19 protein-coding genes are annotated in these 18,671 nt (G+C 34.3%); 15 read left to right on the plus strand and 4 right to left on the minus strand.

Translation table 11 applies throughout. The features are described 5' to 3' along the window. The first annotated feature begins 56 nt into the window (after window positions 1-56). Both H9Q20_RS11515 and H9Q20_RS11520 read left to right on the plus strand, forming a co-directional pair. Window positions 57-3,023, plus strand: coding sequence for a TrlF family AAA-like ATPase (locus H9Q20_RS11515; RefSeq protein ID WP_187477802.1), 2,967 nt, complete (start codon window positions 57-59; stop codon window positions 3,021-3,023). Window positions 3,024-3,032: 9 nt separating this feature from the next. Continuing rightward, window positions 3,033-3,875, plus strand: a complete 843-nt coding sequence (locus H9Q20_RS11520) for a hypothetical protein (protein WP_187477803.1) — start codon at window positions 3,033-3,035, stop codon at window positions 3,873-3,875. 96 nt (window positions 3,876-3,971) lie between these two features. Here H9Q20_RS11520 and H9Q20_RS11525 read toward each other — a convergent pair whose 3' ends face one another. After that, window positions 3,972-5,201, minus strand: coding sequence for a site-specific integrase (locus H9Q20_RS11525; RefSeq protein ID WP_262385534.1), 1,230 nt, complete (start codon window positions 5,199-5,201; stop codon window positions 3,972-3,974). 309 nt (window positions 5,202-5,510) lie between these two features. Between H9Q20_RS11525 and H9Q20_RS11530 the strand changes: the two genes are divergently transcribed. Next, a complete protein-coding gene (locus H9Q20_RS11530; RefSeq protein WP_164472023.1) occupies window positions 5,511-5,717 on the plus strand; it encodes an integrase core domain-containing protein in 207 nt (68 codons plus the stop codon). Between the two features lie 601 nt (window positions 5,718-6,318). Here H9Q20_RS11530 and H9Q20_RS11535 read toward each other — a convergent pair. Continuing rightward, window positions 6,319-8,745, minus strand: a complete 2,427-nt coding sequence (locus H9Q20_RS11535; protein ID WP_187477805.1) for a TonB-dependent receptor — start codon at window positions 8,743-8,745, stop codon at window positions 6,319-6,321. A 109-nt stretch (window positions 8,746-8,854) separates the two neighbouring features. Between H9Q20_RS11535 and H9Q20_RS11540 the strand changes: the two genes are divergently transcribed. From H9Q20_RS11540 to H9Q20_RS11565, 6 genes are read left to right on the plus strand one after another with little or no spacing between them, the layout of a single operon-like run. Further along, entirely contained in the window at window positions 8,855-9,511 is a 657-nt protein-coding gene (locus tag H9Q20_RS11540) for a MarR family winged helix-turn-helix transcriptional regulator (RefSeq protein WP_187477806.1), read from the plus strand. A gap of 1 nt (window position 9,512) precedes the next feature. Beyond that, window positions 9,513-10,073 carry a lipocalin family protein gene (locus tag H9Q20_RS11545; protein ID WP_187477807.1) on the plus strand — a complete coding sequence of 187 codons (561 nt, stop codon included), beginning with the start codon at window positions 9,513-9,515 and terminating at the stop codon, window positions 10,071-10,073. Beyond that, the gene (locus tag H9Q20_RS11550) at window positions 10,063-11,358 is read left to right on the plus strand and encodes a cryptochrome/photolyase family protein (protein ID WP_187477808.1); all 1,296 of its coding nucleotides are present in this window, start codon (window positions 10,063-10,065) and stop codon (window positions 11,356-11,358) included. The genes H9Q20_RS11545 and H9Q20_RS11550 overlap by 11 nt, the downstream gene beginning before the upstream one ends. A 48-nt stretch (window positions 11,359-11,406) precedes the next feature. After that, on the plus strand, window positions 11,407-11,985 hold the full coding sequence (locus H9Q20_RS11555) for a flavin reductase family protein (RefSeq protein ID WP_262385535.1): 579 nt from the start codon (window positions 11,407-11,409) through the stop codon (window positions 11,983-11,985). Continuing rightward, window positions 11,972-12,142: a hypothetical protein gene (locus tag H9Q20_RS11560; protein WP_187477810.1), complete on the plus strand. Its 171-nt coding sequence runs from the start codon at window positions 11,972-11,974 to the stop codon at window positions 12,140-12,142. The genes H9Q20_RS11555 and H9Q20_RS11560 overlap by 14 nt, the downstream gene beginning before the upstream one ends. Window positions 12,143-12,185: 43 nt before the next feature. Beyond that, window positions 12,186-13,088 (plus strand): TIGR01777 family oxidoreductase, encoded by a 903-nt coding sequence (locus H9Q20_RS11565; RefSeq protein WP_187477811.1) that lies wholly within the window; start codon window positions 12,186-12,188, stop codon window positions 13,086-13,088. A 303-nt stretch (window positions 13,089-13,391) separates the two neighbouring features. Here H9Q20_RS11565 and H9Q20_RS11570 read toward each other — a convergent pair whose 3' ends face one another. Continuing rightward, on the minus strand, window positions 13,392-14,210 hold the full coding sequence (locus H9Q20_RS11570; RefSeq protein WP_187477812.1) for a helix-turn-helix transcriptional regulator: 819 nt from the start codon (window positions 14,208-14,210) through the stop codon (window positions 13,392-13,394). A gap of 95 nt (window positions 14,211-14,305) precedes the next feature. Between H9Q20_RS11570 and H9Q20_RS11575 the strand changes: the two genes are divergently transcribed. After that, on the plus strand, window positions 14,306-14,494 hold the full coding sequence (locus H9Q20_RS11575) for an XRE family transcriptional regulator (RefSeq protein WP_187477813.1): 189 nt from the start codon (window positions 14,306-14,308) through the stop codon (window positions 14,492-14,494). Between the two features lie 117 nt (window positions 14,495-14,611). Here the strand turns inward: H9Q20_RS11575 and H9Q20_RS11580 are convergent, their stop codons facing one another. Further along, window positions 14,612-15,019, minus strand: a complete 408-nt coding sequence (locus H9Q20_RS11580) for a hypothetical protein (RefSeq protein WP_187477814.1) — start codon at window positions 15,017-15,019, stop codon at window positions 14,612-14,614. A 94-nt stretch (window positions 15,020-15,113) separates the two neighbouring features. On the opposite strand from H9Q20_RS11580, the gene H9Q20_RS11585 reads away from it, so the two are divergent. The 5 genes from H9Q20_RS11585 to H9Q20_RS11600 are packed head-to-tail and all read left to right on the plus strand — an operon-like array spanning window position 15,114 to window position 18,667. After that, window positions 15,114-17,222, plus strand: a complete 2,109-nt coding sequence (locus tag H9Q20_RS11585) for a transposase (protein WP_187477815.1) — start codon at window positions 15,114-15,116, stop codon at window positions 17,220-17,222. A 3-nt stretch (window positions 17,223-17,225) separates the two neighbouring features. Next, entirely contained in the window at window positions 17,226-18,149 is a 924-nt protein-coding gene (locus tag H9Q20_RS11590) for an ATP-binding protein (protein WP_187477816.1), read from the plus strand. After that, complete coding sequence (locus H9Q20_RS11595) at window positions 18,146-18,358, plus strand: hypothetical protein (protein WP_187477817.1); 213 nt, start codon at window positions 18,146-18,148, stop codon at window positions 18,356-18,358. The genes H9Q20_RS11590 and H9Q20_RS11595 overlap by 4 nt, the downstream gene beginning before the upstream one ends. Continuing rightward, entirely contained in the window at window positions 18,324-18,521 is a 198-nt protein-coding gene (locus H9Q20_RS13210; RefSeq protein WP_222933876.1) for a hypothetical protein, read from the plus strand. Before H9Q20_RS11595 ends, H9Q20_RS13210 begins: the two co-directional genes overlap by 35 nt. Continuing rightward, a complete protein-coding gene (locus tag H9Q20_RS11600; RefSeq protein WP_187477818.1) occupies window positions 18,521-18,667 on the plus strand; it encodes a hypothetical protein in 147 nt (48 codons plus the stop codon). The genes H9Q20_RS13210 and H9Q20_RS11600 overlap by 1 nt, the downstream gene beginning before the upstream one ends. The last annotated feature ends 4 nt before the right edge of the window (window positions 18,668-18,671 follow it).

Genomic DNA, 18,671 nt, shown 5'->3' on the forward strand with positions numbered 1-18,671 from the left:
TACAAAAAATGCTTAATTTTATAAAGTTTTATTTTCTACAAAAGCACACTATAACAATGAAACATAACATCGGATCAGAATGGAACAAATGGAATTTCCATATTCATACCAAGGGAACCAATAAAAACGACCAATTTTCTTCTTCTACGATGGAAGATTTTTTTCATATTTTCTATAAAAAAGCCTATGAAAATCAAATATCTGCGATTGGGATAACTGATTATTTTTCAATAGATAGATATAAGGATGCAATTGATTACAGAGAAAATATTGAGTTGAAGATAGATACCGAAAGTAATCCACTATTCACGCCAAATGAAATTGAGTTCATCAAAAATATATTCATATTTCCCAATGTGGAACTTCGTATGTTACCATCAACTGATAGAGGAAGATTAATAAATATTCATTGTATTTTTAATCCGGGATATGTTGCTGATTTGGAAAATGATTTTTTTTCTCACATAGAAAATCAGGATAAAATCAAGATGAATCGTTATGGTATTAGTAGCTATGGAAAATCATTGGATTCTACTATTACGGATGAGAAAAAACAATACGATAAAGGCATTGAAAATTTTGTTATAGATTTAAAATCCTTAAAAGAATTAATCTCAACAAATAAGAAGTTTCAAGATAACACATTATTGGTGGTCAGCAATTCTAACAATGATGGAGCATCTGGTACACAAAAACATTATGATTTATTTGAAAATGAAAAGGGAAGCTTGGATGGTTTGAGAAAATCAATCTACTTTATTTCCGATGCTATTTTTTCTGCAAATCCGAAAGATATAAAGTATTTTGTTGGGAAAAAATCAGAAGGTACAGATGGATATAATGATGACGTTTATAAAACCGAAGTTGAAGAAGTTTTATTGAATAGAGGTTCGTTAAAACCTTGCATAATTGGTTGTGACGCTCATAAAGAAGATGACTTATTTTTAAAGTTCACTTGGATTAAAGGAGACTTAAATTTCGAGGGATTACGCCAAATTTGTTTTGAACCTGAACAGCGTGTCAAAATTCAGGAGGATAAACCTGATTTTAAAGAAGAAAAGTTGCTAATTGAAAAAGTGAAATTCATATCACCCAATAATGTATTTTCAACAGCTCCTATTTATTTAAACCCAAATTTGAATGTTATTATTGGCGGGAAATCTTCAGGAAAATCAATTTTGTTATTTTCAATCGCTAAAACATTATCAGCAGATGAAACTGTTTTGAAAAATGAAAACGGTTCATATAAATATGATTTAAATGAAATTGAAGATGGTTTCGATTTTGAGATTACAACAAAAGGAGGTTTTAGTCAAAGACTGAATCGCAATGCTGATGAAAATTCAATTTTACCGCAAATAAAGTATATTCCGCAGAATTACTTAGTAAAGTTAGCGGAACCGGAATTGAATAAAAAAGGTAAATCTTTAAATAAAATTGTCAGAGATCTTATTATAGAAGATGATGAATCCAAAGAACTATATCAATCCTTTTTAAATAAAGTAACGCAAAATGATAAGCTCAGAAATAGTCAAATTGATTCATATTTTGAAGCTCAGAAAGAAATACAAAACTTAGAGGAGGAACTAAAAACGAAATCTAATAAGTCTGTTTTAGAGAAAAATATTGAAACTAATACAGAAAAGCTTGAAGAACTTAATAAAAGCAGCGGATTAACTCCTAAACAAGTAGAAGAATATAAGGCTTTACAATCTAAACAAGAAGAGAATAAAGGTCAATTACAAAAATTCAGAGAAGATTTTTCTGCGGTCGAAAATTTCAATCAAGATTTGGCACAGGTTCTTAAGAATCTGAAACAGAAGAAAAATTCATTAGTTGAAAATTTACAACTTCAAGAGATTAAAGACTATTATCAAAGTATTTATACCCCAATTGATTCTTTACTTGAGGAAGTAGTAAAAATTGAAAAATCATTAGAAGTAGAAACTAATGAAGAAGGGAAAAGAGTTTTTAAGGAAGAAAAAAGCAAGTTTCAAGAAGTTTTAACAGTAATAAGTGATGAAGGGAAAAAATTAAGAGATGCTATTCAACCATTTTTAAAAGATGACCAAATAAAAAAAGCTATTGAAGCTTTGAATCAGTCTATTTCAAGTGATAAAAAAGCTTTGTTGGATATTGAAAACCTAAGTAAAAAAATACAGGATAAAAAGAAACAACTAAATGATTCGAAAGAAGAAATCTTCAAAATTTATGAAAACAGTTATCAGGAATATATTGCCATAATAGATGCCCTGAAGAATAGAACTATTGAACTGGAAAAGGACGGATTAAGAATTTTAGGTAAAGCACAATTTCATTATAACAAGTTAAGAAAAGTACTTTTAGATGTAAGTGATGGCAGAAGTGCTTCTTATCGACAATACAACATTCTTGAAGAAAGTAAGAAATCTACAGATGAAGCGACTTTTACAGATATATTTCAGCAGATTAAAATATTATTTGAAAATATCATCAGTGGAGAATATGTTTTGAATAGCAGAACTTCTATTCCTAACACCATCAAAATTCTAATGGATGATTATTTTTTTGATTATTGGGAAATTACTTATAAGAATGATAAACTGGGGGAAATGTCAACCGGAAAAGCTAGTTTTGTTATTTTGATGTTGATTATAGGTCTAAGTAAGTCTAAGGCTCCGATATTAATTGATCAACCTGAAGATAACCTTGATAATAGGTCTATTACGGCAGATTTGGTAAATTACTTAAGAAATAAAAAGCTTGAAAGACAAATAATAGTCGTGACTCACAATGCAAATATTGTTGTAAACGCAGATGCAGAGAACGTTATTGTTGCCAATCAAAAAGGACAAAATGACGATAAGACTTCTAGCCTATTCAAATTCGACTACATTAATGGTTCAATTGAAAACTCATTCGATAAACTTCCAGATGAAACCGATTTATTAAAATCTATGGGAATCAGACAACATATTGCTGATATTGTTGAAGGAGGAAAAGATGCATTTATAATGAGAGAAAAGAAATATAGATTTCATTAATTAGATTCTATGGAAAGTTTTGAAAAAGCCAAGTATGTTAATTTATTATTGGAATCACTCAATAAAAGTGAATCTCCTATTGTTTTATCTGAAGTACTAAATAAAACATTACCATTTATTGAAAGTAATCAGCTCGAATACAATAGCATTACTGAATTTGTTCGAAAATATAATCTTGTCAAAATAGCGGACTGGAATTATGATGATAATGGAAAAAGTAATCCTAAATATACAATTGCAGATAAGGGAAAGGAATTGTTTGAGAATAATGATGTGTTGACCTTCATTTTAGCTGAAGATTTCAAAGAAATGCATCCTGAAATTTATGATGAAAAGATATGGGATGAATATTTAGATAATAAACTTGAAAAAAGAGTAAGCCAAGCTGATTTTTTCTTTGATGTCATTACTTCTGAAAAGCTATTGAACATAGAAAAGCCGGAGATAAGAAAATATTTTAAGCAATGGTTCAAAGAAACTCAAAAATTTGATTTACAAATTAAAAATGGAGATTTAGCCATTGAGGATGGGGATTTACAAATTGTTCCGGATTTTGATGAAAGTAATATTCCTGAATTTGTAAAGTGGTTTGATGAGAGAAAAGATAATTTTCTAAATTATCTCAAAGAACACGGAATATATGCAAAACAAGAAATGGCAAAAGGGAAACAAATAATAAATAACAAGGGGAATCTTATTATTAATGAAAACTCTATGGTTAAAGACCAATCAATTGAATCAGGAAAAAATGAAAAGGAATCCATATGGACTAAAGCAAATGTAATAATTGCTTTAATTGTGGGTGTTTTTACTATAATAGGAATTATATGGGGGATATTTAAGGGCATCTAAAGATTTTTTCTCTAAGAAATGAGATTACAAGGCACTATAAACAAAGAAGATTGCTACCCTAAGCAATCTTCTTTTATTTAATTTGATATGACATTCTCAAAAATTCACCACAAACTTCTTCTCCGTTTCCCTCATACTTTCTGCAAAAATTGCCATATCTCTGCCCACTTTTTCGGTAGTCATTTTAGCGTAAATTTGGGTGGTTTGTATGTTTTTATGACCTAACATTTTGCTCACACTTTCCAATGAAACGCCTTTTGACATCGTTAAAGTAGCAAAAGTATGACGTGATAAATGGAATGTCAAATGTTTCTCAATGCCACAGGTTTTTGCAATTTCTTTTAAATGGCGATTGACTGTTAAACTCGTTTTTACAGGAAGTAATTTTCCGTTTTTGAAGGTTTGTCCGTTATATTTTTCCAGAATTTTCTTCGGAATTTCCATCATCGGGATAAAATAATCCATATCGGTTTTCTCTCTTTTTCCCATAATCCATTGTTGTCCGTCAATGGATAATTGGATTTGCTCATTGGTCAATTTAAAGACATCAATATAGGATAAACCCGTAAAACAGCAGAAAATGAAAACATCTCTCGTCCGTTCCAGTTTTTTGTCCAGCTTCCAATTCATCAAAATTTCGACTTCTCTTTGTGTGAGATAGCCTCGTTCAGATTTTTCATCTTCTATTTTATAATTGAAAAACGGATTGCGGTAAATCCATTCATTTTTATAAGCTAACTCCAGAACCAGTTTCAGTAAAATTAAATTCTGTGCAATGGTACTTTGTTTGTTCCCACGAACCGTCAGCATATACATTTCAAAATCACGGATAAATTGATAATTGATTTCCCGAAGCGGAATATCCGAAAGGTTGTATTTTTCCAAAATAAATTCCGCCAATCGGATTCGCAAATAGTAATAATGATTGTAAGTCCCTTTAACAATTTTTTTGCCTATCAGATTGAATTTTTCTTCAATTTGCTCATCAAATGCTTTGAGCAACATATATTGTTTGCTGTCTATTCCGAGAAAAATATTCTTTACTTTTTCGGCAGAAACTGAATTTTCCCGTTCCTGAACATCTCTGTAAATTTTATGAATTCCGGCTTTTGTTTTTTCAAGCAGTGCATTAATTTCAGAAGATTCGGCACTTTTTCCTGTTGCTTTTCCTTCTTTGACGTTCCAAAGTTTCGGGTCAATGTTTTTCTTCATTCCGAAACGGGCTTCCTTTCCATCAATGGTAATCCTGCAATATACAGGCACGCTGCCATCTTTTTTTTGTTTGTCTCTTTTCAGAAAGAAAAGGACTTTAAATGTACTTCTCATACGCTTCATTTTTATTGTTGTAAAATTAAATTCAACCTCTAAAAATGAGCGGTTTGCAGGGTGGACAATATCAGTCAGTTATCAGTCAAACACAGCCATTTCAGCCTTTTTTATGACCTCCTTTTGTCTGCATAAAAAGGGGGTATGATTTAGAGCGGCAACTTTGTCTCTTTATGGCATATTTATGGCTTTTTTTGTCTAAATTCGTACCTTACAAAATCATCAATATGTTGACGTTGTCCTGTTTTTGTCAGGGTTTGTCTGCATAGTGCAGATTATTTTGTAAATTTGTAAGAAAGCGTGAAACAAATGAGAAATTACGCAGAAATATGGATGTGGAAATACAACAACGAAAGACCACACAGTGCATTGCAATATCTCACACCGAGGGATTTTTTATTGAAATATGGAAAAATCAGCCACACTAATCCAGCAGATTTTCCCACATTTCAACAAAATTATTCAACACCAACAACAGAAATATTAAATAAAATCTCTACTTTTGAGTGTTACTAAGAATGGGAAGATTACACAAGGACGACAAAGAGAAAAGAAGCGTGTTTCCAAAGAATTTCAGATTGATAATTTTCGCCAAGTCACTTCAATTTTTCACGACAAATTTAGGATTTCTCAGCCCAATATTTGAAAATCAACAGGATAATTTTCAGCAAGATATTCAGCACAATTTTTCGAAAATCAACAGGATAATTTTCAGCATGAATTTCAGCACAATTTTTAAAATTTTCACGCAGAAATTATTCGGCATAAAATTTAGAAATCAGCAGGGTAGAGGTCAAAAAATTTTCAAATTTGCAAAATCTTCGATTTGATAACGCTCCTCAAATATTACGGACAACGTTTTAGCGGCTTGACGCAGGCTGGGCATTTTAGCACTACCCCTGATGCGAGAACCGAACTTCAAATATAGCACAAAAGTTCAAACGGTGCAATTCACCCCTGCTTGCGTTCAAACCGCTTGTTACAGGCTGGCGTTCTTTCGGTAAAGTTGTTTTTGTTTTATTTTTATGTGTGGAATGGAAGACATACTCTTTGGTAAGCTTTGCTCTGTGCGGTGGCTTGTGTGGCTTGCCAATGTGTATGTCTGTTATATTATTCCTTAAAATTCAAATATAAATCCAATAGAAGGTACGATGGTTGCCGACCGCTGATTTAGAATTAATGGAATGGCATTACTTCCGTCTGCTTTTATTGGCTGTCCGTCTGTGGTTTTAAAGCCAGTATTGTCATCATTCCTTTCAAAAGTAAATTTGGGTAAATAAGGAGTTTTATAAAACAGAATATTTTGGAAATCAACAAATACATCTAAACTTACTTTCTTGAAATTGAACTTTTTATCTACTCTCAAATCCAATTGGTTGAAAATAGGTAGTCGCTTGCTGTTGAGTTGTGAATAGTCGTAAACTCCTGTTCCAGTTGTAAAATACATCGCTGTTGATGCGTTCATATCAAAAGGTGTGTACGGTTGTCCTCCGGCAATTCGGTATTTCAAGCCGATATCCCAATTCTTTTTGAATTTGTAACCAAAAGTAGCCGAAACAATAAACCCATAATCCCAAGTGGAAGGTCTGAATTGATTATCGGTTCCCGAAAATTCCGATTTATAAAGCGTAGCACTGGCTACATAAAAAAGGTTTTTAATCAATTTTTGTTGAATGTATGCTTCAATTCCATACACTCGTCCTCGTCCTGTTGATGCGTATTTGTCGCTACCAACTGCCGAATAATCCGTGCCGATATTGGCATAAGAAATTCCGTTGGTTAAGGAAGTTGGATAATTTCTGTAATCTTTGTAAAATGCTTCAAAAGTAACCCTCAAATCGTTTTTCGGTACAAACTCCGTTCCGATGGTATAGTGTATAGAATTGGTATATTTCAACTCTTTATTGGCAAGTATGCCATTATTGTCTTTATAGCCAAGCATGGTGTAAACAGGCAGTTTGTAATAACTTCCAACGGATGCAGAAATATTCCATTGATTGTTGAAAGCATAAGAAAATGAAACCCTTGGAGAAAGCGTTCTCAATGGATTTAATCCGTTTTTTGTATAGGTATTAATGTCTGCACGAAGACCTCCCGACACTAAGAATTTATCGTCAAAAAATCGTTTTGCAACTTGACCGTACGCACCAAATTTGAAAAATTCAATTGCTGTATTACTTGAAAAACTAACGGCAGGACTAATGATATTTCCGTTATTATCCTTTACTTCTTCTTTTATCGTATTGAAAATATCGGCATCGTATTTTACATATTGTGCATCTACACCATAACTGTATTTCCAACCGTTTTTAAATTTATTCATATCAAAACGAAGTTTATTTTCCGTTTCATGACTTCCCAAACTAAACAATTTATTTCCACTTTTTGAAGCATTGTTTTCATAACGGTCAGCACCATTAAAAAACATATTTCTGCTTAATGCAATAGTAAAAAAACCATTGTTTACCAATTGTTTCAAGGTTGCTCCAACGGTATAATTCCATTGATTGATTAAAGGATTTGCCCGATTGATGTATTCCGTATTGGCATCGCTCTTTTTCGGAACGGCTAATTTAAAATTATCTATTGCTCCAATTCCTATAAAAGTCAATTCGGTTTTATTGTTGATTTTGTGATTGATTTTGTATTGAAAATCATAGTAGTCAGGGCGAATGGGTAAATCCAATAATTTGAATAAAAATTGCAGATATGAACGCCTTGCCGAAGCCATAAATGTGGTTTTCTTTCCCAATGGACCTTCTAACATTGCTGCAAATTCTGTTCCCGACAAACGAAAGTTTCCACTCAATTTGTCAGGATTGCCATTTCGTTGTTTAATAACAATCGTAGAAGCCAAAGCATTATCATACTTTGCGTTAAAAGCCGATGAAGTGAGTTGTACATCTTGAATAAAAGAAACATTCAAAATTCCGGTTGCTCCGCCACTTGCACCTTGTGTTTGAAAATGGTTTAAAACAGGGATTTCGATACCGTCCAAATAATAGACATTCTCACTCGGGCCGCCACCACGCACAATAATATCGTTACGGTTGGGGGTTGTTCCTCCTGCTACTCCGGGCAATACCTGAATAACTTTTGAAACATCAAAATTTCCTCCTGGGTTGGATTTTATTTCTTCGGCTGTTAATTTTTGGGTGGCCAAAGGTGTAATCATATCCGAAGCCCTAACCGATTTTCCAGCATTGATGACCACTTCCTGTAATTCCTGACTTTTCTCGTCCAATTCTATCTGTAAAATTTGAGCATTACCGGAACTCAAATTAATGTTGTAAAGCGTGAAAGGGGTGTAACCAATATACGAAGTTTCTAAATTATATTTTCCAACAGGAAGTTGAACCGAAAAGTTTCCGTTTTCATCGGATAGTGTATTTACTGTGTCTTTTCCGGCAAATTTAAGCTCAACTCCAATTAAAATTTCTTGTGAGTTTTTGTCTTTTACTACACCGTTGATAGTACCTATTGTTTGGGTAAAAATATTATTTCCAATCAAAAGGAAAACCAATCCTAAAAGTATTTTTTTCATACTACAAAGTAATTAATTAGTACAAAAGTAAACTAATATTTCAAATAAAAATCTATTTATGTACTTTTTTAAAAATAAATAGTATATTTGTATTCTAAAATCACTTAAAATGAATTATGTTTTAATTAAAGATGTGCTCGATTTAGTTCAGGAATTTGAGATTGAAACCAACAATAACAACCATTTTGAAACATCTATTGAAGGGTTTAAAAACTGGATTTCGATAAACAATAACACGGTTGTTAATGAACCGGATTGGGAAGGGAAAGAAAATGGAAGAAGTGCCGAAAGTGTGATTAATACCTTGATTGTTCACATGAACAGATATGCGAAAAGCTATTCCAAATCGGCAATTGTTGGCTCGGATTTTTCTACGCAAGAAGATTTTATTTATTTGATTAATTTGAAGGCTTTTGGCGAAATGTCTAAAATGGATTTAATCAAAAAAAATGTACATGAAAAACCAGTTGGTATGCAGATTATCAATCGCTTAATCAATCAAGGTTGGGTTGAACAGCGGAATTCTAAAACCGACAAACGAAGGAAAGTGATTTCAATTTCGGAAACTGGGCTTCAAGCACTGGAAAACCTTATGGATAAAATTCGTCAGGCAACTTCCATTGTTACAGGAAATTTATTGCATAATGAAAAAATGGAATTGATACGTTTACTGAATAAACTAAATGATTTTCATCAACAGATTTATGATAAAAATATTGACACAGAGAATTTATTGGAAGAAGCATTAACTTTTAAAAAAGAATAAAATGAAAAGAAAAACAATTATAGGAACTGCTTTTATAGCTTGTGGAATTTTACTTTTAAATTCTTGTGCATCTATTCCCAAGAAAGCAAAACCAGTAGAAAACTTTAATGTCAATCGCTATTTAGGTGCGTGGTACGAAGTTGCCCGATTTGATTTCCGTTTTGAAAAGAATTTGGACAACACTTCCGCCCAGTATAAATTAGATAAAAAAGGAAATGTAATTGTGTTGAACAGCGGTTACAATTTCGTGAAAAAGAAATGGAGCAAAGCCGATGGATTGGCAAAATTTAGAGGAGATAAAAATGTGGCTGCATTAAAAGTGAGCTTTTTCGGGCCTTTTTATTCGGGCTACAATGTGGTGGCTTTAGACGAAAATTACCAATATGCTTTGATTGCCGGAAAAGATTTGGATTATCTGTGGATTTTATCACGCACAAAAACCATTCCTGAAAATATAAAAGCAAAGTACTTGAAAATAGCCGAAGAAATCGGTTATGACACTTCCAAATTGATTTGGGTAAAACACGATAAAACCGATAACCCATATTTGAATGAAAACTAAACTTTCCATATTCTGGTTTCGTAGGGATTTACGATTGGATGACAATGCAGGTCTTTGTCAGGCTTTAGCTTCGGGATTTCCGGTATTGCCTATTTTTATTTTTGATAAATCCATTTTAGATGCGTTAGAGAATAAAAGTGATAGGCGAGTAGATTACATTCATCAGGCACTTTCAGCAATCAATTTAGCATTAAAAAATCATCGTTCAAAACTGAGTTCTTTTTATGGAAATCCTTTAGAAACATTTCAACAACTTTCCCAAGAATATGACATTCAATCGGTGTTTTGCAACCGAGATTATGAACCACAAGCCATCGAAAGAGATACCGAAATTTATAATTTTTTCAAAACCCAAAACATTCCTTTTAAAGCATTTAAAGACCAGGTGATTTTTGATAAACACGAAGTTGTAAAAAATGACGGAACACCTTATACTGTTTATACGCCTTATGCTAAAAAATGGAAAGAGATTTTAACCGAAAAAGATTATCAAATTCACAAAGCCGATTTTAATCACTTTTTGAAACAAGATTTCACCGAAATTCATTCTTTAGAAGATATTGGATTTAAGAAAACAGAATTTCATTTTGAAACGCCAAAATTAGAAGCAAAAATCATTGATGAATATGATAAATACAGAGATTTTCCGGCACTTCAAAAAACAACTCAATTAGGGATTGCGTTAAGATTTGGAACCATCAGTATTCGTAAATGTGTGGATTTTGCTTTGCAACACAATCAAACTTGGTTAGGCGAATTGATTTGGCGGGAGTTTTTTATGCAGATTTTGTATCATTTCCCAAAGGTGGTTAATCAGTCTTTCAAGGCGAAATACGATTTTATTCAATGGCGAAATGACGAGCAGGAATTTCAGTTGTGGTGTAATGGAAAAACGGGCTATCCGATTGTAGATGCAGGAATGCGACAACTCAACCAAACAGGTTATATGCATAATCGGGTTCGGATGATAGTTGCCAGTTTTTTGTGCAAACACTTGCTGATAGATTGGCGTTGGGGCGAAGCGTATTTCGCTGAAAAGTTGAATGATTACGATTTGTCTGCCAACAATGGAAACTGGCAATGGGCAGCAGGTTCTGGTTGCGATGCTGCACCTTATTTTAGGGTTTTTAATCCTGCGTTGCAAACCGAAAAATTCGACAAAAATTTTGACTACATCAAAAAATGGTTACCCGAATTTGGAACTGAAAAATATCCAAAACCAATAGTAGAACATAGTTTTGCCAGAGATAGAGCTTTAAAAATTTATGCTGAAGCAGTAAAGTGAAAATAGATTATAATTATGATGCATTATACTAATGGGCAAATAGCTCAAATGGAAAAATTAAAAAGGACTGCTTTTATCAATTCATTAAGTGGATTTAAAAGTCTTAATTTGATTGGAACAAAAAGCAATTCAGGGCAAACCAATTTGTCAATTTTTAACTCGGTTTGTCATATTGGTGCAAATCCGCCATTAATGGGATTTATATCTCGCCCTAATTCGGTAGAAAGACATACGCTAGAAAATATTCTGGAAACGAATTATTACAGTATTAATCATGTTAATCAAAATATTTTCAAGAAAGCCCATCAAACATCCGCACGCTACGCTCGCCACCAATCTGAATTTGACAAAACTGGTCTTACTCCAATTTATAAGAATAATTTTTTTGCACCTTTCGTTGAAGAGTCGTCTATACAAATTGGTTTGGAACTAAAAGAGCTATTACCGATAAAAACTAACGACACGCTGTTAATTATAGGCGAAATCTTAGATGTGTATTTTCCAGATGATGTGTTGCAAGAAGATGGTGTGCTTGATATAGAAAAGGCCGGAACTGTAGCGGGGTCTTCGCTAGATGGCTATCACACCACACAATTGATTAACCGATTAAAATATGCAAAACCGTAAAAAAAATATGATTGAAACAAACGATGTTTTGCTTGTCCATGAACAAGATCAACCTATCGGAGAAATGGAAAAATTGGATGCTCAGTACCAAGATCATCTGCACAGGGCATTATCGGTATTTATATTGAATGAACAGGGCGAACTTCTTCCTCAATAAAGAGCAGCTGAAAAATATCTGAATTAGTAAAGAGATTTAAAAAATGAAAAAAATATTAATAGCAGGAGGAACCGGTTTTGTTGGAAAACAACTCATTGATTTTTTAGTGGGAAAAGGCTATTCTATTCATGTTTTAACCCGAAAACCAAGGGCTAATCCATTAGAAAATATTTGCTTTTTTCGATGGGATATTGAACGACAATACATCGACAAAAAAGCATTTGAAGGAGTAGAAATTCTGATTAATCTAACTGGTGCAAACATTGGCGAAAAACGATGGACCAACGACCGAAAAAAGGAAATTATTGACAGTCGCATAAAATCTATTAACTTATTATATCAATATATTTCGGAAAATAAATTCAACATCAACACTTTTATTTCCTCCTCTGCTGTTGGGTTTTATGGTGCCGTAACAACGGATAAGACATTTGCAGAAACTTCGGAAAGCGGTAACGATTTTTTAGCTTCTGTTTGTCAGAAATGGGAAAATGCTGCTTTAAAATTTAACGATTTAGGTGTTCGTACTGTTATTTTACGCAAAGGGGTTATTCTCGGAAAGGATGGCGGAATGGTTAAAAAACTTAGCCCATTAGCCAAACTCGGAATAAATGTTTCTTTAGGTTCAGGCAAGCAATATCTTCCTTGGATAGACATTCGGGATTTGGTGACACTGTACGATTTTATTCTTTCTAACAATCAACTTAAAGGAATTTATAATGCCGTTGCAACGGAACAAATTACGATGAATGATTTCTCAACAGCCTTATTGCAATCTTTAGGAAAGAAAAGTTTCTTACCCAATGCTCCTGCTTTTGTCATTCGTTTACTCTTTGGCGAAATGGCGGTTATGCTTTTGGAAGGTTCAAAAATCAGCAACGATAAATTAAATAGCACCGGATTTTATTTTGAATTTGATACGATAGAAAAATCTTTGTGTTCATGAGTTTGTAGGGAAGGAAAAATTTAGTTTTTTGTGAGTAGTTTGTGCGTTGGCAAAAACCAAATGTGCTAAATGAGCGTTGGTAAAAAATAAAACAAAAACTTGAATTAATTTCAGAATTTATTTTGGTGGTTCCTTTAACGGCAAAACCAAAAGTAAAAGAGAAATTTGATGTTTCGTGTTAATTTGCAAACATTTTACATTCATTAAATGTTCATTTCTTTGGGTGAAAATTAGGGGTCATGTTAGTTGAAGCCCCTATGGTATTAATTATTTCAGTATTTAAGTATGATTAAAACGCATTGTTTACTTTAAAGATTGGTTGTGTACAATTCTGCTGCTTTCATTGCGCTTTACGCATCCGAGTACTTTAAAAAGTCGTGAAACATCATCTACATGAACATCAAAAGGTTCGTGGATAAGTTTGCCCTTTAATGGTCCAACTTCCCAGATCTCTGTATTTACCGAGGCTAATGTCCAATATTCTTTTTCGTCAGAGCGTTGCAAACGCTTCAAAACACGGTATTCTGATGTTTCTATAACATAGTCTTGACCAAAAACAATAAGCCTTTTATTATTAACCCTTTTCATTGCTATGATACTACCACTGTGGTATTCCGGATGCATAGAGTCTCCGTGTACACGCATGGCGGCAGTAGCATCACGGAACCAGTCGCCAGCATCTACATACTCTACCGGCTCCATTTGTGGGCTTAGATCGGCATGTAATGCGGTGCCGGCCGCAACAAGTCCATCATACAAAGGTATTAAGTTGCCATTTTTTTTAGCGGCTTCTTCTTGGAATGGTGGCAAATCTTTCACTTTTGGATTAGCACCATTTTCGCCACCGTTTTCGCCACCGTTTAAAAGGGTGGCGTTTTCTTTACTTTTCGTTTTGACCATTTCGCCTATGCCAGTTAATAACCAAGTTGAATCTATATTAGAAAAATTCTGTACAGTTTTCTGTATTGGATTTATACCAGCATTAGACCTTTTTTTTATTATTTCCGTCATCATAGATGCACTTATGTCTATTTTATTGGCAAAATCCCTACTTGAATCTACCAATTTATTATTTAATAGGTATTCGTAAACATCTATAAATCTTTGTGTTATGTCATTCATGGTAAAATGTATTACAGAAAATTGTATTTTTATTTTTTTAATATACAGAAAACTGTATATTTGCACTATTAAATCATTACAAAAGTAGGGAAATAATGAAAACGAAAAAGAAAAAATATCTAACGGCTACTTCATCAGTCTATCAGATGATTGCCGAGAAGTTTGGGAGCCATCCGGATTATGTAGGCCTCATCAACCGAGGAGTCCGCAATCCAGTAAAAGGTAAGGGCCTTTTGATAAAGAAAGAATTAGAAAAATACAACCAAAAAAACAAAGCATTATGAAAACAATCAGAAAATTCTTCAACAAAATTTTAAAGTACAAAACGACAGTGTCTTTTGTGTTTGACGACAAAAGAGTAAAAGAGGAATGGACGCTTTTTAGCGTGTTTAAGTTTACGATTACCAAACCAGTATAGTAATTAAACAAACAGAAGCAAGAAATGAAAGAACGCAAAGTAATTCGCTTAAATTCATTACAGTATTGTATTTCCCGAATATGGCAGTTTGTTTTTGGTCGTTCTCCTTCAGCATTCGTAATGCCTCTAATCTTAAGTCCTCAGCCATTTTCCGATGTTGAATTATAACGATGTAGAGATGTGCTGAACCAGTTAGGATACACGCTAGTAAAGCAATCAAAAGACAGTGTAGTATTTCTCTATCGTCTGCAGGATCTAGCTTCGCAAAAGAAGTCAGAGGAACTAGTATCACAGATACTGAAACAAGATGCTTAATAAAATCTGTTTGAATGGGTCTAATAACATTGTTTTTTAACTCTACTATTTGATTTAAAGTATTTTGAACACTCATAAACTATATTTTTTTTGTTAGCACTGTAAATATAGTAAATCTCCCGCCACGGCACAGCGTGGTTTCGACACCACGGCGGGAACAATTAATTAAAATGAACTTAACCTCTACAGACATCATCATCAGACAAACCAACGGTTCGGAATCTCTTTGGATTTCGCAACGATTGTTGATGGAAGTCTGCGAGATAACAGAAACTTATCTTTGGAAAAAAGCAAGACCAACTTACAAAAAGACTATTCGCCAGTGCGACATTGCCAAGGCAGGCGACTTTATGCCGAACAGTGGCAAGAGCTGGCGTTGGGGCAAAGTGCAGGGGCAATACTATTACGCTTTGGCGAATATCCCCAACAAAGCACCCAAAAACTACAGAAATCAGTTTGGCGATGCAGAGGATCTAAAGGATAAGTATCTAAAAGCTTGTAGATCTAAAGAAATGGGACATCTTGAAACCCGATTTAAACAACATTTAAAGACGGTTTCTAAGAATTACTGGGAATTTTATAATCATGTAGGCGAAGTCCATCGTGTGGCACTTTCGAAAGCCTGTGCGGTTTTGGACTTTATCCTTACCGAAAGAGACGAATACCAAGGGACATCAAATCGAATTTACAAGGATTTGAGTCCAATTCTTAAAGCGATGGACCTCCAGTATATCCCGCATAACTATCTAAAGTTAAAGGAAAAGATTGATGTGCTTGAAAACACAGACAAAAGCATTGTAGATATTATTTACCTGCCAAGAGCCGGCAATAATAATGCAGAATTGTACAATGATCCTGAAGTGTTCAGTTGGGTAATGCAAATGCGTTCTATGCCACAAAACTTCACCAATGAGTACATCATTAGGAAAGTGACAGAAATGTGCGAAATGACACTTAAAAAAGCGCCATCTCGTAGATGGTACGGACAGAATATTTTCGAGCTTCCAAAAACAAAATTCCTTACAGGAGAAAAGCGTTATGGATCCAGCAGCCGAAAGTCTCACATCTACAAAGGGTATATCCCTACTCAAAATGCATTATATGCCGGAGATTGTTGGGAAATGGATGCCACCCGTGTCAATATGGTTGCTCACGAAGCCGAAGACGGCAAAGAAAGATACATCAATATTGTTGCGGTCCGTGATGTTCATTCGGGTGATGTTCTTGGGTATTCTTTTGATTATTCCGAAAATCATTTGGTATATCTCGATGCAATGAAAATGGCGGTTCAAAATGCAGGTTATTTGCCTCACGAATGGGTTACCGACCGTTTTCCTGGGCATAACAAACCCGAAATGAAAGATTTGTTTGAAAGAATGGAAGCTTTAGGAGTTACCGTTACTTTCACACACGAAGCCAATCACAAAGCAGGTATTGAGCGTTGGTTTAGGACTTTGCAGTCTGTTTTCTTGATGGATTCTAAATATTTCTACGGAGAGGGGATACAATCAAGAGCTGCGTATGCACATCGTGCCCCGGAGTATCTGAAAAGAATTAAGAAAGAAGCTAAAAACAGAGGTTGGAACCTTGAAAAGAATATTGAGGAAACATCTCTGCATGTTGAAAAATATAGAAATACACGATTTTCGTATTACTCTCGAAAACATGCAGGTGTGCATTATTCGCCTAAAGATTTGCACCTAATGAGCGAAAAACCACATGTTAATCATGTTTCTATGTCCACCATTTCAATGCTTTTCGGGCTCAAAAAAGAAGTTACCATCAAGCACGAAGGACAGATAAGCACGGAAATTATAAAAGTGGTTTTCAACTACCAAATTCCTTTGGAAAGTTACGATATCATGTCTAACTATTTTGGTAAAAAAGTAGTGATGACATACGATTTGAATGATTTGTCGGTGGTTTTCCTTTGGGAAAAACAGGGCAATCTATTAAAATCTTTGTGTGATGCAGAATACATTGAAGCTCCACAGATGAAAGGACCTAATAAGGAACTTGGAAAAGTTGCAAAACTAAGAGCAAGAGCCGAACGCATTAAAGAGCTGAAAGAAACTGATTTTGCATCGGTAATAGGCGAAGACTCTTCTTTAATGGGAATATATACAGAGAAAACGACAGCAACGGCTTATGAGGATCATCATAACCTGGACATTGAGCCGTATAAAAAGCCAACTAAAAAGAAAAAAGCATCGGGAGACGGCATATCTCACGACGCTTTGATGGATGCTATCGTAAATGGAACGACAGAAAATTATTAAGATATGACAAATTTACAAAAAACAACGATTGTACAACTAATACATCAAGAAAAAGAAAGGCTTGGTAGCTACAGACAAGTAGCTACAAAAGCCGATGTTTCCGAGGCTACCATTACCCAGATGAAAAAAGAAAACTGGGCTTTAATTAAAGATGAAATGTGGCTAAAAGTAGGTATTGCAGTGGGCTACAATAGTAATGAATGGCAAATCGCGGAAACTTTAAATTACAAAAAAGTCTCAAAGATTTGTGATGATGCAAAAACACACAGCCTTTTTATGATGATTGTCGATAAGGCAGGTATTGGAAAGTCTGCACCGTTGAGATCCTATTCACAAATTAACGGAGAAAGTGGGGTGTTCTATATCCGATGTAGAGAATGGGCAAAAAGAGAATTTTTAACAGAATTATGTACCACTTTGGGTATTGACACAGGAAAAACCTACATGCACATCGACAAATTAGGGATGAAAGTGGTAGAATTTTTTGCGAAAAGAACGAGTGCAAAACCACTTTTAATAGTAGATGAAGCTGGGAAATTGAAAGATTCTGCATTGCGTTGGTTTATTCACCTGTTTAATGAGCGTGAAGATGAAATGGGCGTAATCGCTTCCGGAACTCCCGACCTGGAACAGAGAATCACAAGAGGGGTAAAGCTAAAAAAGATGAGTTTTGACGAGATTGAAAGCCGTTTTGGCCGCTCATACATCAATCTTATAGGTGCAACGCTGGAATGTACAAGGAAAATATGTGTAGCCAACGGTATTTCGGACGCAAAGCTTCAAAAACAGATTTTCGATGATCTTAACCCTGTTTACAAAGAGATTCAAGTCTCTAAGGAACAAGCAACCAACATCAAGGTGATAGACGATTTGCGCCGACTTAAAAGGGTGATTATCCGTGAACAAATAAAATTAGCAAAAATATGAGTGGACTGCACGAAAATGCCTCTTGGGACCTTACCAACAAAGAGCAAAAAGAAAAGCAACGCAATAAGTCTTTAGAAGCCTTGGAACTTGCCAAAACACAGGAAAAAAACAAGAAAGGCAGGTATGTAAGAGACGGCAATTGCTGGCGATTTGTAACCGAAAAACCAAACGAAGATGACACAGAAAGACCAACAGAAAGTACTGAATAAAGGCTTTACCATTATTAGGGCAGACTTCTTCCGGATGAGCATAAAGTACAAGAATCTTTGTTGCCACGAATGGAAGACCTTAGAAAAAGGCTTCAAAACCAAAACAGCCTTAGAAAGTAAGATGAAAGCATTGTTAGAAGATCCTACTTATATCGAAGACTGATGAAAAGCCTAGACAGACTGCTCCACGAAAAGGAGATTGTAGAATGGCAACTCACCTTTGCCAAAGACCGGGAGGTCATTACCAAACTGCACCAGCAACTGGTAGAACTGAAAAAACAAATAGAAATACAACAACAAAAACAATAGAATT

The sequence above is a fragment of the Amniculibacterium sp. G2-70 genome, assembly GCF_014353055.1.
Taxonomy (GTDB): domain Bacteria; phylum Bacteroidota; class Bacteroidia; order Flavobacteriales; family Weeksellaceae; genus Amniculibacterium; species Amniculibacterium aquaticum.

Bases quoted from the DNA above. Each gene is read 5' to 3' on its own strand.
- H9Q20_RS11515 (WP_187477802.1), top strand. From the start codon at position 57: ATGAAACATAACATCGGATCAGAATGGAACAAATGGAATTTCCATATT.
- H9Q20_RS11520 (WP_187477803.1), top strand. From the start codon at position 3,033: ATGGAAAGTTTTGAAAAAGCCAAGTATGTTAATTTATTATTGGAATCA.
- H9Q20_RS11525 (WP_262385534.1), bottom strand. From the start codon at position 5,201: ATGAGAAGTACATTTAAAGTCCTTTTCTTTCTGAAAAGAGACAAACAA.
- H9Q20_RS11530 (WP_164472023.1), top strand. From the start codon at position 5,511: ATGAGAAATTACGCAGAAATATGGATGTGGAAATACAACAACGAAAGA.
- H9Q20_RS11535 (WP_187477805.1), bottom strand. From the start codon at position 8,745: ATGAAAAAAATACTTTTAGGATTGGTTTTCCTTTTGATTGGAAATAAT.
- H9Q20_RS11540 (WP_187477806.1), top strand. From the start codon at position 8,855: ATGAATTATGTTTTAATTAAAGATGTGCTCGATTTAGTTCAGGAATTT.
- H9Q20_RS11545 (WP_187477807.1), top strand. From the start codon at position 9,513: ATGAAAAGAAAAACAATTATAGGAACTGCTTTTATAGCTTGTGGAATT.
- H9Q20_RS11550 (WP_187477808.1), top strand. From the start codon at position 10,063: ATGAAAACTAAACTTTCCATATTCTGGTTTCGTAGGGATTTACGATTG.
- H9Q20_RS11555 (WP_262385535.1), top strand. From the start codon at position 11,407: ATGGAAAAATTAAAAAGGACTGCTTTTATCAATTCATTAAGTGGATTT.
- H9Q20_RS11560 (WP_187477810.1), top strand. From the start codon at position 11,972: ATGCAAAACCGTAAAAAAAATATGATTGAAACAAACGATGTTTTGCTT.
- H9Q20_RS11565 (WP_187477811.1), top strand. From the start codon at position 12,186: ATGAAAAAAATATTAATAGCAGGAGGAACCGGTTTTGTTGGAAAACAA.
- H9Q20_RS11570 (WP_187477812.1), bottom strand. From the start codon at position 14,210: ATGAATGACATAACACAAAGATTTATAGATGTTTACGAATACCTATTA.
- H9Q20_RS11575 (WP_187477813.1), top strand. From the start codon at position 14,306: ATGAAAACGAAAAAGAAAAAATATCTAACGGCTACTTCATCAGTCTAT.
- H9Q20_RS11580 (WP_187477814.1), bottom strand. From the start codon at position 15,019: ATGAGTGTTCAAAATACTTTAAATCAAATAGTAGAGTTAAAAAACAAT.
- H9Q20_RS11585 (WP_187477815.1), top strand. From the start codon at position 15,114: ATGAACTTAACCTCTACAGACATCATCATCAGACAAACCAACGGTTCG.
- H9Q20_RS11590 (WP_187477816.1), top strand. From the start codon at position 17,226: ATGACAAATTTACAAAAAACAACGATTGTACAACTAATACATCAAGAA.
- H9Q20_RS11595 (WP_187477817.1), top strand. From the start codon at position 18,146: ATGAGTGGACTGCACGAAAATGCCTCTTGGGACCTTACCAACAAAGAG.
- H9Q20_RS13210 (WP_222933876.1), top strand. From the start codon at position 18,324: ATGACACAGAAAGACCAACAGAAAGTACTGAATAAAGGCTTTACCATT.
- H9Q20_RS11600 (WP_187477818.1), top strand. From the start codon at position 18,521: ATGAAAAGCCTAGACAGACTGCTCCACGAAAAGGAGATTGTAGAATGG.